This is a genomic window from Paenibacillus sp. (assembly GCF_048976745.1).
Taxonomy (GTDB): Bacteria; Bacillota; Bacilli; order Paenibacillales; family Paenibacillaceae; genus Paenibacillus.
The window spans coordinates 256,947-272,838 of sequence record NZ_JBHGUU010000011.1 but is presented as its reverse complement, the minus strand read 5'-3'; the positions used below and the strand labels follow the sequence as shown (position 1 = coordinate 272,838).

The following is a 15,892-nucleotide window of genomic DNA, read 5'->3' as shown; positions in this document are numbered from 1 at the left end:
TGTTTCTGGTGCTATCGTATGACAAAATTCGAGTTTATTCAACATTATTTATGAGTTTTACGAAAATATTTTTTGGTTTTATAGGTATTTAGGATTACATCTGTTCTATAAAAAATAATCTGTCTCTCCATTAGTGCACATCTTGTGGTATATTTCTGAGTTAATGTGAAGTGAATTTTGCAAATTGCGAAATCCATAAGGCATGTACCTGTTCATGTGGAATATAAAATGAAGTTGTTTTCATGAGGAATGGACCTGAATGGCTCTACATCCATATATATCGGTTTATGGAGACAGAAATTGGAGAGGGGTTGTACCGCAGTTGGATCAAAGTACACTACAGATATCTGGACAGGAGGACATGGAAGAGGTCCAGGATCAGGCTACATTCATGCAGGGGGTCAAAGATTGTGTTCCAACCCTGCTTGGTTATTTGAGTATTGGTTTTGCAGCGGGTGTCATTGAAATGACCGCCGGTCTGAGTCTGGCGGAAACGGCTCTGCTCAGCCTGATTTTATATGCAGGATCGGCTCAGTTCATTGCAGCAGGCATGCTCGCATCCAATGGATCAGCAGTAGCGATCATGTTCACCATATTTTTTGTGAATCTTCGTCATTTGCTGCTCAGCGCAGCTGTATCGCCGTATTTTCGGCATCTGACCCCGCTTAAAAATATGTGGCTTGGTTCATTGCTTACGGATGAGTCTTTTGGCGTAGCGATGACACGTGCGATTGGCAGAGAAAGACTCAGTGAACGGTGGATGCACGGTCTGAATATCACGGCTTACTTGAACTGGTTCGTGGCTAATATGGCGGGAGCGTACTTTGGACGATGGATTACCAACCCGGAACGGCTGGGTCTGGATTATGCCCTGCCTGCGATGTTTATTGGACTGGTTGTACTCCAGTTGGTGCATCGTAAAAACAAAAAAATACACATTAATGTGGCTATTATCGCCGTTGTCTGTGTAATCTTCGCCAGCATGGCTTCACTTGGCAGCATGAGTGTCATTGTGGCTGCGGTCATTGCGGCAACGATGGGAGTGTTCATGGAACGATGGAAGTAAGATGGGATGTATTCTGGATTATTATGGGTTCGGCACTGTTAACATTTATCCCGCGTGTACTGCCACTGATGCTGTTCAGCAAGATACAGATTCCAATGTGGTTGTTACGCTGGCTGGAGTATGTACCCGTAGCGGTCATGGCAGCACTGATTGGTCAGGAACTGTTCATGTCGGACAACCAGTTGGTGCCGATTACGCACAATGCAGCGCTGTGGGCATCCCTGCCTACGATCGCAGTCGCCATTTGGACACGCAGTCTGCTTGGAACCGTATTGGTTGGTATTGTGGCTATGATGATTTTGCGATATTGGATCGGATAGTTGCAGGTTGTATTGTAATATCCGGTAATTCCTTCGCCTGATCGGTTAATACTGTTTTATAAGGACAGATAACCTATCTGAGCGAAGGGAGCTGGATTCATGAGTGAACTGAAGCGTAAGCTGTTAATTACAGGAGCTGCCGGAGTCATTGGTCGCAGTCTGCTGGAGGGGCTGAGAGCCAAGGGTACGTATGACATCGTTGCAGCGGATCTGCGTGAGGATAAGGAAGCTGGCATTGTAGCTATGGACGTGACGGATCGGGAACGCCTGAAAGAACTGATGCAGGGGGTTCATACTGTTCTGCACATCGCATGGGCCAAGGATGAGGAAGATTTTCTGGGCAAAGTTCTGCCTATCAACGTAACCGGAGCCTACCATGTGTATGAAGCGGCACGGTTGAACGGTGTTCAACGGGTGATCTTCGCAAGTTCCAACCATGCGACTGGGTTCTATCCTACAGGTAAGGATATTGAAGTGGATGATCCATACCGACCAGACAGCTTCTATGGACTCAGCAAATGTTATATCGAACTGCTGGGACGTTATTACGTCGACAAATATGACCTGTCCTCATTCAACATTCGGATCGGAAACTTCTCAGGTGATACATACCCGCACTCGGAGCGCTCGGCCCACATCTGGATCTCGCCAAGAGACATGGTCCAGCTCGCCGAGTGTTGTATTGAGGCGGATTCGGATATGAAGTATCTGAATCTGTATGGCACTTCAGCGAATACAGACAATTACTATGATATTGGCTACTTGGCGGAGAAGATTGGATACATTCCACAGGATGATGCAGCGGAGTTGTGGGAAGAAGCAAAACTTAGGGGCGTACCCGATAAACAGGATGAGACAGCCTTTCAGGGCGGAGGCCATGTGGAGAAAGAACCGGAATCTTCATAGATGGGTATCTATATAAGATGAATTAATCATCTACACGATAACGGAGAGGGCAGAAAAAACCTGAAAAAGCGAAGCGTTCGCCTTTATCCTCGGATTTTTCCCTTCAGAAAAAGGGAATCAAAAAAATCTGGGGATAACAGCGATTGGAAGGTTGTTCTGTCATCGTAGTGTCAGTGTAAATATAGTAGTTCAACTTATACAGTGATGAAAACGCTATTTTCTATTGTGACCGAAAGGGATAAAATGGAGACTGAGGTGTTCAGTGTTTCCATTTTGCACAAGAGGAAGGAACGATTTCAATCATGAGTACAAGTCCATCCGTTATATTGTTTCAGGGAGACTCGATTACAGATGGGGGAAGATCACGCAATGATGATCCGAATCATTTTCTCGGACACGGATATGCGTATCTGATCTCCAGCAAACTGGGTATGGAACTGGCGGGCAAACATAAAACATTCTATAACAGGGGCATCAGCGGGGATCGGGCATCCGATCTGTACGCACGCTGGAACGAGGATACCATTAGTCTGAAACCGGACCTGATCAGCATCCTGATTGGGGTTAATGATGCCTGGCGCACGATGAATGGTGAACCTAGCGGGGTAACGGATCGTTTCGGACGAGCGTATCGCCATTTGCTTGAAGAAACACGGGAAGTAATGCCGGATACGGGGCTGGTTTTGATGGAGCCGTTTATCTTGAATACCGGAGCGACGGCGGAGAAATGGGAAGCTTGGGAAGAGTATATCGGTCAATATCAGAAATTGGCCCAAGGTCTTGCTGAAGAATTCGGAGCGGTGTGGGTGCCATTGCAGCAGACGTTTAATGACGCTCTGGAGAAGGCGGACGCAGCGTACTGGTTATGGGATGGCGTACATCCAACCGCAGCAGGTCATGAGCTAATTGCACGTCAGTGGTTGTCTGTTGTACAGAATTCTCCGCTTGCAATTGTGTAACAACAGCGGACATATGAGGTAGCCATAAAAAGCCTGTGGTGACAGGCAGAATGCAACGGAGGACCTGACGAAGGTTCTTCGTTTTTTTGGGTTGGGAAGGAGAAGGGCGTAACGTTGTGGAAAGGGTTCTAATGGATAATCCTTCAAAAGTGCTATCATATCCGGTAATATGAAATCGATTACATTGTAATATGAGTATGACAATCCATTAACCAAGAGTGGTGAATCCAGTGGAAGATTCCATTCACGAGGTCGAAAATGAAAACATAAACCAACGTGGAAATGAGTGTAACGCAGTCAGCTATCTAAGTGCCGACAGACTCTTAGAGAAGTTGTTCCAGCCTGAATTGGCTACATTATACACAGACTTGAAGGCATATGGTGAACGCGCCTTGAACGAACCCTTGCCTACCTTACCGTTCCGTCTATATCGCCAGTTCGGCGATACGGGGGAGCGGAAAGCCTATGAGCAGGCTTATTTTGATCGAAGGGGCAGACTTGCTGCTGTGGCGATGCTCGCTTTGGACACGACTAATTCGGATGCACTGCAAGCGTTGGAAGAAATGTTATGGGACGTGTGTGGTGAGTATACGTGGTGTTTGCCCGCACATCTGGGTACGGGCGAGGTCGACCAAGTGGCTGGAAACATCGATCTGTTCGCCGCAGAGACGGTACATATGCTTGCCGAGATTGTGACCATTCACGCCGAGCGACTGGACCGCCTTGTCATAGAACGGGTCAGGTTCGAAGCAGAGCGGCGAATCTTCACCCCGCTTTACCGAGATCAGCAGAAGTTCCACTGGCAGACGGCGGATCACAACTGGTCGGCGGTCTGTGGTGGGTGCTGTGGTATGGCCGCATTGTTGCTGCTCAAGGATGAGTCCACACTACGGGAATCGATCTCCCATACGGTAAGCTGTATGAACGCATTCTTGAGCGGATATGGCGAGGATGGCGGCTGTGCCGAAGGTATTGGCTATTGGGTATATGGCTTTGGTTATTACACCTATTATGCCGAGATGCTTCGTGAGTATAGTGACGGTGAATCAAATCTGCTGACGGATTCCAAAATAGCAGCCATCGCAGCCTTCCCGCTGAGAGTTCATCTGTCGGGTGGCACATATGTGAATTATTCGGACAGTGCCGAGCAGGAAGAGATTCCTTCTGGATTACTCTCCCTGCTCGCATCCCGTTTCGGGTTGCAGGTGGATCTGCCGTTTCATATTCCACTGTTCACCGATGATCCCTGTCATCGCTGGGCCCATCTGTTGCGGAACGTGATGTGGAGCGATCCGGCAGTGTACGGTGATGAAGGAGCCTTTAAGCAGGCTGAACGGGGATTTATTTTTCAAAATCTGGGCTGGATGATTGCAAAAGGATCACTCGATACTCCGGATACAAAATGTACAAACGGCGATCCTCTTCAGGTGGCGATTTCCGTCAAAGGCGGGCATAACGATGAACCTCACAACCATAATGATCTCGGGCAGTTCATTATCCATTGCGGTGGTGAGAATATTCTGTGTGATCCAGGAGCGGGGTTGTATACCCAAGCGTATTTTGCGCCTGGCAGAGAGCAGTTGTTCCACATCTCGTCATCCGGGCATAACGTTCCGCTCATTGAAGGTCAGGAGCAAAGCTCAGGCTTGCAAGCACAAGCTCATGTATTAGAGGCAAAGCTGGCAGAGGATGGCGGTGAGCTGAATACAACGTTGGATCTGACATCCGCATACCCTGGGGCTGCTTCACTGGCTTGTTATACGCGCCAATTTCATTGGAAGATGGCTTCTGGCGATAACAGGAATAGAGCGGAATTGCGTCTCATTGACCGTTTTCAATGGAAGAGCAGGATGGTGTCTTTGGCTGAACCATTCTCTTCGGAGGGGGATTCAGATGTAGGATATTCAAGCATTGTGGAGCGATGGATGAGCAAAGTGCAGCCTGAAGTGGTGAAGAGTGGCAACCTTTGTTGGCAAGGTGTACATGGAACGGTTCATATGACGTATGATGCGAATCACTGGCAAGTCTTTACGGAGGCAATAGACACAGTTGATCATAACAATGTTCCAGTCACATTCTATCGAACCTCACTCTCATGGACAGGTGTGCTTGATGCGATGGATGTTCGGATAGAACGCCCTAATGCGCTTGAAACGGTATGTGAGGTACGCTTCATCATTGAACCGAAAATGGGAGAATTCGAGGTGAGCATGCGTGAGTAAATATACATCCGCGTCCACGTATCCATGGAAAGACGAACTGGAACATTACCGCACATTGGCAGAACAAGCGGGCCCCCCTCCGGCAGACGGCTGGAATAGGGAGCGCAAGTTGGCACTTGTTGAAAGTGTTGTTCGCGCTTACACGCCATATCAGGACAGCCAGGGTGCAATTATTGATCCGTTCTCGGGTGTGGAGCGATATTATTCTACACCAGCCTATGCGATGGCTGCGGCGGTTCTGGTTGAGGCGGGGCGTACGGATCTGCTCCAATCCGCAGCGGCAGCCCTATCACAGAGCATTGATGCCGTGGTCAAACGTAGTGCACCTGACAATCACCCTGATTTTTTTCCAGTACTTATGATGAGAGCTTATATGTTGTTGAAGTCACATCTGCCTGAACAAGCAAAGATCTGGGCTGAGGCACTCAAAACGATCGATCCTGAACAAGATTATGTATTTACGATGAGCAACATGAACAATCCCAATCGCATGATTAACTGGAACGCCATTATGATCTCTGGCGAATATCTGCGGTGGCGTGAACAGCTGGCGGGTGAAGATACAGCGTGGATGGATCGTTATCTGGAAGCCTATCATCTGCCCCGATTTACGGCACTTGGTTTGTATCAGGATGGACCGCTGGACCGTCCGAATTGTCCATTTTCCTATGATATTGCCACCCGTTATCATCTGGGCGTGATGCTTGAGGCGGGTTACGAGGGAGCCACTGCCGATAGGTTACGTGAGCAGCTGCGCTATGGTGCCTTCAGCTCGCTACTGACGCTCTCGCCACTAGGTGAGATTCCACCGCGTGGTCGCAGCTCCCAGCACCAGTGGAATGAAGCGGCCGCAGCTTATGTATGTTCTACACATGCAACGCAGGCTCTGGAGGCGGGAGATTCGGTAATGGCGGGTGCTTTTGTCCGTGCGGCTAATCAATGTTTTGCTGCTGTAGAGCGCTGGAAAATGGATGATGGTCGTCTGAAAATTGTGCGCAATGAATATGCGCCAGAAGATCGCCATGGGTATGAAATCTATACCAACCATACCTGTTACAACCTGTGGACGGCAGCAGCGCTGGCCCATGCTTGTCTCAGTGATCCGGGAGAGGATGTAGGCGAAGTCTACCTTCCTTCCGAACTGGGCAGCCGAGTGTTGCAGACCGATGGGTGGTTCGAAACCGTGATTGCATCCGTACCTGGTCAGCAACTGGTATTACACACGGCGATGAATGATCCGTATACGATTCCTGGTTTGGTACGGATTCAGCAGACCGGGTTACCTGGTCTGATTGGTCCGTCTGCTGCCAGCCATGTGCAGGCCGGATTCACGGAATTTGCCGAAGGGGTGGTTCTTCCTCTCAGTTACTGTCCTGCCTGGAAGACACCAGATGGAGTATGGCATAGCCTTGCAGAGGGCATTCCATCGGGGGGCGCATATGATCGGGATGTTGGTTTAGACCCTGCTCAGGGAGGAGGGTCAATAGTATATGAGAAAGTGGGCCATGATATGCGGAATCAAGTGGAGCAGCATGTTGCGGAAAGAGTCGCAGAAGATGGTGAAAATATCGTGGCGAACTCTTTTGCCGTGACATGGGTTGGTCCATTGCCCGGAATTGAAACATTGCGTACTCATTATGTGCAGCAGGAAGACTTGCTGACCATAACGTATGAATTCGAAGGTGAGATCGCGGCGGCAGGTGCACTCATTCCGTTGATGTTCCATGATGGTCGTGAACAGGCGGTGATTACCCACACGGATCATCGTGTGCGAACGGAGTATCGCGGGGCATATGTAGAATCTACAGCGCTGGATCAGGGTGCCATTATTCATCTGGAGGAGCAGGCCGTGGCTTCCCGTAATGGGTTGCTGAAAGAAGCGCGGATTGAAGTGAACGGAGCACATAGTCTGTCCTTTACGATCCGATTGGGCGAGGTTATACATGAAGGTGTTCAGGTTGAGTTGGAGCATCAAACATAGGTGTCTGGTATTGAATCGAGGAGGGATATGTTCATGAACACATCAACATCGGTAAAATGGCTCGAGGAAGCGTGGCAACAGGGTGCTGCCAAAACGATTCGGAACGCAAAGCGGATCAAGGATACATTTCCGCACATTGCCCCGCAAGGGACGTATGATCGGAATGATCCGGAATGGTGGACAGCAGGTTTCTGGCCTGGATTGTTATGGCTGGTCTATGGGGATGCGCCAGAAAGTGAAGCGGTCGCTCCGCTACATCGCATTGCCGAAAGCTGTGAGCGGCAACTGGAAGGTTGTCTGCGTGATCCCGAATCGGTGGATCACGATCTGGGGTTCATCTGGCTGCTTAGTGGCGTAGCCAACTACCGCCAGACGGGCAGCATGGATGGACGGCGGCGCGGCATGCTTGCCGCCAACCTGCTCGCTGCCCGGTTCCACGTGCGCGGTGAGTTCATCCGCGCCTGGAACTTCAGCTCGTCAGCAATGGATACGCGCGGCGTAGCCATCATTGACAGCATGATGAACCTGCCGCTGCTCTACTGGGCATCCGAGCAGAGCGGCGATCCGCGCTTCCGCTGGCTGGCGGAAGCACATGCGGACACCGTGGCGCGCGAATTCATCCGCGCTGACGGGTCCATCTGCCACGTGGTGGAGTTTGATCCACACACGGGGCAGAAGTTGCGAGAGCATGGCGGACAGGGCCATGCTCCAGGTTCCGCCTGGGCGCGGGGTACCGCCTGGGCGCTGCACGGGTTTGCGCTGTCTTTCCGGCATACGGGCGAAGCCCGATATCTGGAGACAGCGGAGCGTGCGGCCGATTTCTTCCTCGCCATGCTTGGCGAAGAGATCGTGCCGGTGTGGGATTTCCGCGCACCTGCGGAGCATCAGGTGGCGTGGGACTCGTCCGCTGCGGCGATTGCCGCGAGCGGGTTGCTGGAGCTGGCGAAGCTGTCGCCACGCGGGGAAACCTATGCCGCCGCGGGAGAGCGTATCGTCCGCGGCTTGCATGAGAACTATAGCTCCGGCGACTCGGCAGCGGAAGAAGGTCTGATCATGCAGGGAACGGTGCATTACCCGGAAGGGCGAGGGCTGAATGTGCCGATTATATACGGCGATTATTTCTATATGGAAGCGCTGGCGAAGCTGCGTGGACGTGCGGGTTTATTTTAAAGAGGAAATAAGAACATTAACAAACCATCATCACCTGTCCGCGTGCGGCTGTCTCCAGTATCAGAAACGATATCCCTTCTATTGGAGGCCGCGGACAGGCAAATGATGTGTACTATGTTTTATTGAATAGAATTCATCTCACTACGGAAGGTGTACGTCTCAGGATAACAAAGTCGGCAGAAGACTGATCCGGGTATCGCTGCGGAATAATCTCATGAACTTTGAAATCAGGGTAGTCGAAGAGATAATCGAACAGATTACGGTCCTGGATGGTATCAATCCCCGGGTTGCCGTTTTCATGCAAACGGGTGTAAAGCACCACCCATGCTGTTGAAGAGTGCAGGACATCATAAAGGGTATTGCGAAAATCGGTTTCATCCGTAATGTGATATAACACATCCAGACAGACCGTCAGATCGGCTTGCAGGAAACCACGGTTAATCCATAGACCTGGTGTATACAGCATGAAGCTTTTGGACGAATCTTTGGCAAACTGGGAAGCACAACGTTTTATCGAAGAAGGAGCGACATCAACGCCCAGGTAGTCCTCATAATTCATGTATTGTAACTGGTTGCCATCCCCACATCCAAACTCAATGACACGATGAATGCCTTCACGTTGAATCAGTCCATTCACAACTTCGGCCTTGAATTCAGCCAATACCCCGTATGAACCCCTCCCGGAAGTTTCACCTGAACGATATGTTTGCTCCCAATATCCGATGTAATCAAAAGGCTGATGCATATGCTTCCCCCAATCCTGTTAAAAGAAGTCCAAGACAGTCACTATACATAGATTATGCGTAATATTCGCAGGTATGATCGGTTGAAACAGGAATAGGAGATGAATTAATTTCCATAGAATTCCCTGAAAATTTCCTGAAAGTCTAAACATCTGGAAAGGACTTGCCGACATAAAACATAAGGAAAAAAATGATGATAATCGGGGGGAAATGATGTTAAAGCCAAGATTGACCAAGTACATGGTGATGATGCTGGTGTTGATACTGAGTATATCCAACGTAGGCTTGGCCGCTGCGGCAGATAAAGAACTGTCCAAAATTGTGGTTTCCAAGAATGAAATGTCGCTCGAAGTTGGTGACTCCAGTTCTGTTACGGTAACAGGGGTATACTCTGATAATACGTCGGCAAACGTAACGATCAGCTCATCCTGGAGTACCAGTGATACTTCGATAGCAACTGTATATAATGGTGCAATTACAGCCAAAAAAGAAGGTACAGCTACGATTACAGCAGCGTACCAGGGTCAGACCCAGACCGTTCAAGTGAAAGTAACGAAGAAGGTCAAAGCCCTTTCGAAAAACGTGCAAAGTCTGGATTTGCGCACGGGAGATACAAAAGAAATTATTTTGACAGCAACGTATAGTGATAATGAAACAAATAATGCAGCAGCAAGTACCGCAGAATGGTCTACCAGTGATGAGAAGGTTGCTACCGTGGTGAATGGTAAAGTAACTGGACAAAGCGCGGGTACAGCTGTGATCACAGCCAAAGTTGGCAGCCAAAGCGTGACGGTGGATGTTAATGTTGAAGTGGTTAAACGTGTAGATGTAGATAAACAGCAGGTTAACCTGTTGTTGAACAAAAGTGAAAGTGTAAAAGTGACGGCCACATATCCAGATGGTACAACCAAAGATGTAACCGATCTGGCGGAGTGGACATCCAGCAATGAGAAGGTCGCAGACGTTCTCAAAGGCGAAATTACAGGTTACTCGGCCGGTTCTGCCAAGATCACAGCCAAATACGGTACGAAGTCCGTATCCGTTGACGTGGATGTAGATCTGACCAGCAAGCTGAGTGTGGAGAAACAGAGCATCTTTTTCCGTTTGAGTGAGACATCCAAAACGGCTAATGTCGTTGTAACGGCTTCTTATCCAAACAGCAGTGATGTGAATGTAACGGATCAAGCGACTTGGACATCGAGCAACGAGAAGGTTGCTACGGTATTTAAGGGACAGATCACAGCCATTAGTGCAGGTTCAACAACGATCAAGGCAACCTATAGTGGCAAAACTGTAGAAATTGCTGTGGATGTAGATACGGCAAGATATTTGGATATCAAAGATGTAAATGACAAAATCGCCATGAGTGTTACGGGTGATAACAAGTCCAAAACATTGGTAGCCAATGCAGAATATATTGATGGAAGCACAGAAGTTGTAACATCCAAAGCAACGTGGACTTCAAGCAATGCAGATGTTGTATATGTATCCAACGGCGATCTGATCGCATACAAATCCGGTACGGCTACGATCTCTGTAACTTATGGCGGTAAAACAGCTAAGTTTACAGTAAATGTTGACGTTCCGGACAAGTATGAAATGGATAAGAAAAAAGCATCCGTAGCTGTTGGTGGAACGACTTCTGCCAAAGTACTGGCATTGTATGGTGAAACATCCAAAGATGTATCCGAAGACGCAACCTGGAGCAGCAGCAGCGACAAAATCGCTGAGGTAGATAGCAAAGGGGTTATCACAGGTGTTGCCACAGGTAAGGTAACCATTACCGCGAAGATTGAAGGCAAAACGCTGACTATGCCTGTTGAAGTAGGTATGGCTAGTGGTCTGGAAGCCGATGTGAACTTCGTTGTATTGTCTGCCAAAGAAACACAGAACATCCTTCTAACAGGAACGGATGAGGACGGCAACACACTGGATGTTACATCCGAAGCAACCTGGAAATCCAGCAACGCACGTGTAGCAGATGTGAAAAAAGGCGTGATCACGGGTAACAGCAGTGGTAAAGCCAACATCACAGCAGAATACGGCTCCAAAAAAGTGACGATCCAAGTTGAAGTCGATGTCATCTCACGTATTGAAGCTTCAGAACCGGCTCTGTCCCTGAAATCAGGCGATACAGCTGATCTGACGGTAACTGCGATCCTGAGCGATGGTAGCGAGCGTGATGTTACGGATAAAGCTGAGTGGAAAACGAACAGTTACAAAGTAGCTCAAGTGACCAAAGGTAAAGTCAAAGCTACAGGTTCAGGTAAAGCCAAAATCACAGCCAAATACGGCAGCAAGTCTGTCACAATTGCGGTAGATGTGGATACACTGAAATATTTGCAGACGGATAAAGTAACGTTGACCATGAAACCTGGTGAAAAGGTAACTGTGGCGGCAACTGCAACGTATGCCGATGGCAGTGAAGCCAATGTATCCAAACCGGCTCTCTGGAAATCTTCCCGTATTGCAACAGCATCGGTGAAAGATGGCGTTATCCAGGCGAATGGTAAAGGTAAAGCAACGATTACGGTGACATTTGCAGGTATGAAAACCAAAGTCACGGTAGTGGTTGAAGCGAAGTAATTGCTTTTCCAAATGTGTGAGCGTGAAACCCGCAAATAAAAACGGTGATACCAGCGAATAGCCGGTATCACCGTTTTTTGTTTATAAACTAGAGTGTGGTCTTCAAGCCCTAACGAATCTGAAACGTCTTATTCAGGGATCGTTCCCTGTATGTTCTACTACTACATTGTGTGAGACAGCACCAGTGCACCATAGGCAAAAGCGATCACGATCAGAATGGCCGGATGCAGCTTGGTCTTGGTCATGACCCAGAGTGAGATGCCTGCAATGATTAACGTCTGCCAGATACCGATGGAATCGGTGGATAGCTGTCCGAATTCCCATGTGAGCAGAATCATGAGTACAGCGATAACCGGCTGCACGAGTAGAGTCATGCCTTTGACTTTCGGTGACGTGCGATGTTTGTTCAATAGACGAAGTAATAAAATCAATGCGGTTGCGGAAGGCACGATTGTGGCAAAAGTTGCGATAAATGCCCCAAACCATCCCGCCACATGATATCCGACGAATGCAGCAATTTTGGTTGCAATCGGGCCGGGAAGGGCGTTACCAATCGCCAACACATCCCCGAATTGCTCTGTGGTCATCCAATGGTAATGGTTAACAATCTCTTCCTGCATTAGCGGAATGGACGCCGGGCCGCCCCCATATCCCAAGATGTTTGCTACGAAAAATCCCCAAAATAATTCCCACCATGTCTGGAGCATCCTTAGGACACCCCCTTATCGGACTTGCCTTTGGATTTGAAGCGCTGGACCAGATCCAGATGGAAGACACCATATCCAAGGAAAACCGCGATTACAATCCCTGGATGGATGTTCAGCAGCTGTAACGATACAAAGGCAATCACCCCGAATAGGGCGGCAAAAACTTTGCCGAGCCCCTTCCAGGCTTTCATGGCAAATTCATAAGCCATCATGCCCAGCATGACAAAAATAACCGGTCGAACAGCGGCTACCATGCCTGCAACCACTTTTGACTCGCGCAGCGCGTACATGGAACCGAGCAGAGCAATAATGGCAATGCTTGTCGGTAAAATATGAGCGAGTACGGACACAATCGCGCCCATTACACCTTTGGTTTTATAACCGAGATATGCGGCCATTTTGGTCGCGATGGGACCCGGCAGGGCGTTGGCGATAGCCAAAATCTCACCGAACTCCTCATCACTGACCCATTTGTAACGTGTAACGGCTTCATAACGGATCAACGGGATCACCGAAGGGCCGCCGCCATATCCGAGAATTCCGGTTCGTACCATTCCGATGACGAGACCGTTGTAATCTTTCCAACCCATGCTGATTTCCTCCTAGAGTCTCATGCCCATCCGGCTTTTATAACGTTTCAACAACAGCTGTGATTCCACTTTGACGATGCCTGGCATCTTGTAAAGCTTCTCCAGCAAGAACTGCTCCATCTCTTCCATATCTGCAAAAATACCATGCATGTGCAGGGTACTCGGGCCGGTCATATGATAAAGGCTGGTGACGGCTGGCTCTTCGTCCAGTTTCTCCGCGACTTCATCCAGGAAGGGCGGTTCGACATCAACATTGAAAAAGGCGGAGACCTGAAGCCCAACCTTGCCAGGGTTGATCACCACGGTGAAGCGTTCGATGATGCCTTTTTCGGATAACGCATTAATGCGCGCCTGAACAGCTACACGCGACAACCCGATCTGTGTACCCAGATCCGTATAGGATATCCGGCTATTCTTGTGAAGCGCGGCGATGATTTTGCGATCCATCTCGTCGAGATTATACATTTGTGGAATTTCTCCTCCTTTGGAGGAGCGTTTCTCTGACATGTTGACCATCCTTTTCTCTCGCTATATGAAATGAACAATGAAGTTTTACTGAACATACAATGTGTATGTGGCATTCATAGTTTAATGACGAATCGTAACTGGAGTCAATCTATTTATCGTAAGTATTGAATTTAAACGATTTTGAGCCTTCATTTTGTCATTTCGACCAATCGATCAGAAAAAGGCCACTCGCACAGTCCAATTGCGAGCAGCCGGTGAATAGATAGAACTGGAGTAGTGCGCAAAAGCACGATACGAAGAGATCCGGTTATGCTTGAACTGTCTTGGGCAGTAAAAGGGTAACAGTCGTCCCTTCGCCAGGCTCGGAAGAAACTCTTAACATTCCTCCTGCACCACGGGCACGCTCTTCCATGCTGAACAATCCAACCCCATTGCCAGCAGTTGCTTCGCTGAATCCGGCACCATGGTCTTCAATGATAACCATCGTCATGTCCTCAGCATCTTCTACAGTAACACGTGCCTCGGCAACATCGGCATACTTCGCGACATTCGTTAAGGCTTCCTGAATAATCCGGTAGATGGCGATCTCCCGATTCATCTCCAGCCGTTTGCGCAGATTACATTCCAGATCGACCTCAATTCCGTAATGACGGGTGTAATTCTCAATATACGTACGAATCGCCGGAACAACACCCAGGTCATCCAGAACGGATGGTCTCAGTTCCCATGCCATACCGCGTACATCTTCCATAATACCCGTGACCTGCTTGCGAAGTGCTTCAACTCCGGGGTGAGGCTGGTCTGCCAGCAGTCGGTCCATCTGAATCACCAGAGAGAAGAGACTCTGTCCAATCCCGTCATGCAGTTCACGCGAGATCCGGCGTCGTTCCTCCTCCTGAATATTCATGACCTGGGACATCATCTTCTGCAATTCGGCTTCAACGGATTTCAGCTTGGTGACCTCACTACGTACAGCCAGGTATTGATATGGCTCGCCGTCGTTATCAAGGAAAGGCACGATGGTGGTGTTGACCCAATAATGACTGCCATCCCTGGCACGATTGCGGATTTCCCCGTTCCATACCTTGCCTGAGGATATCGTGTCCCAAAGGTTTTTCATAAAGCTTTTGCCATGGTATCCGGAATTAATGATGCGATGATCCTTACCGATCAGTTCCTCGCGCTCATACTGTGAGATTTCACAGAATTTATCATTCACATACTGGATTTTCCCCTTGCGGTCTGTCAGGGCTACAATGGAGGATTCATCCAGGGCAAATTTCAGATCACTCAGTTGATGCAGGGAACCCTTTAACCTGCTGCGAAATTCATTATCCGTAATATGATTATCGATTTCGTTCAGCAGGAGACGTACGGGCTGGTCTGCGAGTCCACTTAATCTGTTCTTGCGTGCACTACTCAAAGTTCAGCAACCCCTTTTTCATGGCGAACTTCACCAGTTCCGGTCGTGTACGCAGGCCTAGTTTCTCCATCAGATTGCTTTTGTGGGATTCGACCGTTTTGACACTGATAATTAAATGTTCGGCAATTTCCTTGTTGGCGTAGCCTTTGGCAATCCAGGACAAAATCTCTTTCTCCCGCTCGGATAACGTGTCGTATGGTCCGGCGTTTTCCTGCTTGGCTTTGTCCAGGTACTCACTCATCAGCCGCTTGGTCGCACTGGGGTACAGATAGGCGCTGCCCTCTGCTACGGAACGGATTGCGGCAAGCAATTCCTCATGCGGCGCACTTTTGAGAATATATCCGGATGCTCCCGCGTGAATGGCACGGAACAGATATTCTTCATCATCATGCATGGTCAATATCAAAATGGAGACATCTGGCATCAATTTCTTCAATTCAGCGGTAGCGGTTAGACCGTCTTTGCCTGGTGGCATGCTGAAATCCATCAAGACCACATCAGGCTTCAACTCTTGAGCCTTGGCAATGGCTTCATCGCCATCTGCGGCATCTCCAACGATATGTATATCATTCTTTCCTTCAAGTAAGGCGATCAGCCCGGAACGCACGACAACATGGTCGTCTACAACTAATAGTTGAATCACATCATTTCCCCCTGTCCGCTTCACAGTTCTATCTATATCATAACAAAAAAAGAAGCGATCAGAGGTTAATTCTCTGAATCGCTTCTCTCACTCAACGTGTGGTATAGA

The 15,892-nt window shown here is 48.8% G+C and carries 14 protein-coding genes; 8 read left to right on the top strand and 6 right to left on the bottom strand.

Annotated features, from left to right (window positions below; translation table 11 throughout):
- The first annotated feature begins 361 nt into the window (after nucleotides 1–361).
- The 7 genes from ACE3K2_RS19050 to ACE3K2_RS19020 all read left to right on the top strand — a co-directional run bounded on the left by ACE3K2_RS19050 (nucleotide 362) and on the right by ACE3K2_RS19020 (nucleotide 8,624).
- Nucleotides 362–1,066, top strand: a complete 705-nt coding sequence (locus ACE3K2_RS19050) for an AzlC family ABC transporter permease (RefSeq protein WP_421893703.1) — start codon at nucleotides 362–364, stop codon at nucleotides 1,064–1,066.
- A complete protein-coding gene (locus ACE3K2_RS19045) occupies nucleotides 1,057–1,386 on the top strand; it encodes an AzlD domain-containing protein (protein WP_062837141.1) in 330 nt (109 codons plus the stop codon). The genes ACE3K2_RS19050 and ACE3K2_RS19045 overlap by 10 nt, the downstream gene beginning before the upstream one ends.
- Nucleotides 1,387–1,494: 108 nt before the next feature.
- Nucleotides 1,495–2,292 (top strand): NAD-dependent epimerase/dehydratase family protein, encoded by a 798-nt coding sequence (locus ACE3K2_RS19040; RefSeq protein WP_421893700.1) that lies wholly within the window; start codon nucleotides 1,495–1,497, stop codon nucleotides 2,290–2,292.
- Nucleotides 2,293–2,594: 302 nt separating this feature from the next.
- Complete coding sequence (locus tag ACE3K2_RS19035) at nucleotides 2,595–3,251, top strand: SGNH/GDSL hydrolase family protein (RefSeq protein WP_421893591.1); 657 nt, start codon at nucleotides 2,595–2,597, stop codon at nucleotides 3,249–3,251.
- A 230-nt stretch (nucleotides 3,252–3,481) separates the two neighbouring features.
- A complete protein-coding gene (locus ACE3K2_RS19030; protein ID WP_421893588.1) occupies nucleotides 3,482–5,473 on the top strand; it encodes a hypothetical protein in 1,992 nt (663 codons plus the stop codon).
- Nucleotides 5,466–7,454, top strand: a complete 1,989-nt coding sequence (locus ACE3K2_RS19025; RefSeq protein ID WP_421893585.1) for a glycosyl hydrolase — start codon at nucleotides 5,466–5,468, stop codon at nucleotides 7,452–7,454. Before ACE3K2_RS19030 ends, ACE3K2_RS19025 begins: the two co-directional genes overlap by 8 nt.
- Nucleotides 7,455–7,487: 33 nt before the next feature.
- Complete coding sequence (locus ACE3K2_RS19020) at nucleotides 7,488–8,624, top strand: glycosyl hydrolase (protein WP_421893583.1); 1,137 nt, start codon at nucleotides 7,488–7,490, stop codon at nucleotides 8,622–8,624.
- A 133-nt stretch (nucleotides 8,625–8,757) separates the two neighbouring features.
- On the opposite strand, the gene ACE3K2_RS19015 is transcribed toward ACE3K2_RS19020, so the two are convergent.
- Nucleotides 8,758–9,369, bottom strand: coding sequence for a methyltransferase (locus ACE3K2_RS19015; RefSeq protein WP_421893580.1), 612 nt, complete (start codon nucleotides 9,367–9,369; stop codon nucleotides 8,758–8,760).
- A 208-nt stretch (nucleotides 9,370–9,577) separates the two neighbouring features.
- On the opposite strand from ACE3K2_RS19015, the gene ACE3K2_RS19010 reads away from it, so the two are divergent.
- Nucleotides 9,578–11,953, top strand: coding sequence for an Ig-like domain-containing protein (locus tag ACE3K2_RS19010; protein ID WP_421893577.1), 2,376 nt, complete (start codon nucleotides 9,578–9,580; stop codon nucleotides 11,951–11,953).
- A gap of 161 nt (nucleotides 11,954–12,114) precedes the next feature.
- Here the strand turns inward: ACE3K2_RS19010 and ACE3K2_RS19005 are convergent, their stop codons facing one another.
- From ACE3K2_RS19005 to ACE3K2_RS18985, 5 genes are all read right to left on the bottom strand, one after another.
- Nucleotides 12,115–12,660, bottom strand: coding sequence for a chromate transporter (locus ACE3K2_RS19005; protein WP_339239185.1), 546 nt, complete (start codon nucleotides 12,658–12,660; stop codon nucleotides 12,115–12,117).
- Nucleotides 12,661–12,662: 2 nt separating this feature from the next.
- Nucleotides 12,663–13,250, bottom strand: a complete 588-nt coding sequence (locus ACE3K2_RS19000; RefSeq protein WP_421893573.1) for a chromate transporter — start codon at nucleotides 13,248–13,250, stop codon at nucleotides 12,663–12,665.
- Between the two features lie 12 nt (nucleotides 13,251–13,262).
- A complete protein-coding gene (locus ACE3K2_RS18995) occupies nucleotides 13,263–13,757 on the bottom strand; it encodes an Lrp/AsnC family transcriptional regulator (protein WP_062837151.1) in 495 nt (164 codons plus the stop codon).
- A gap of 268 nt (nucleotides 13,758–14,025) precedes the next feature.
- Complete coding sequence (locus ACE3K2_RS18990) at nucleotides 14,026–15,141, bottom strand: PAS domain-containing sensor histidine kinase (RefSeq protein WP_421893569.1); 1,116 nt, start codon at nucleotides 15,139–15,141, stop codon at nucleotides 14,026–14,028.
- A complete protein-coding gene (locus ACE3K2_RS18985; RefSeq protein ID WP_017691068.1) occupies nucleotides 15,134–15,784 on the bottom strand; it encodes a response regulator in 651 nt (216 codons plus the stop codon). Before ACE3K2_RS18985 ends, ACE3K2_RS18990 begins: the two co-directional genes overlap by 8 nt.
- Nucleotides 15,785–15,892: the final 108 nt, after the last annotated feature.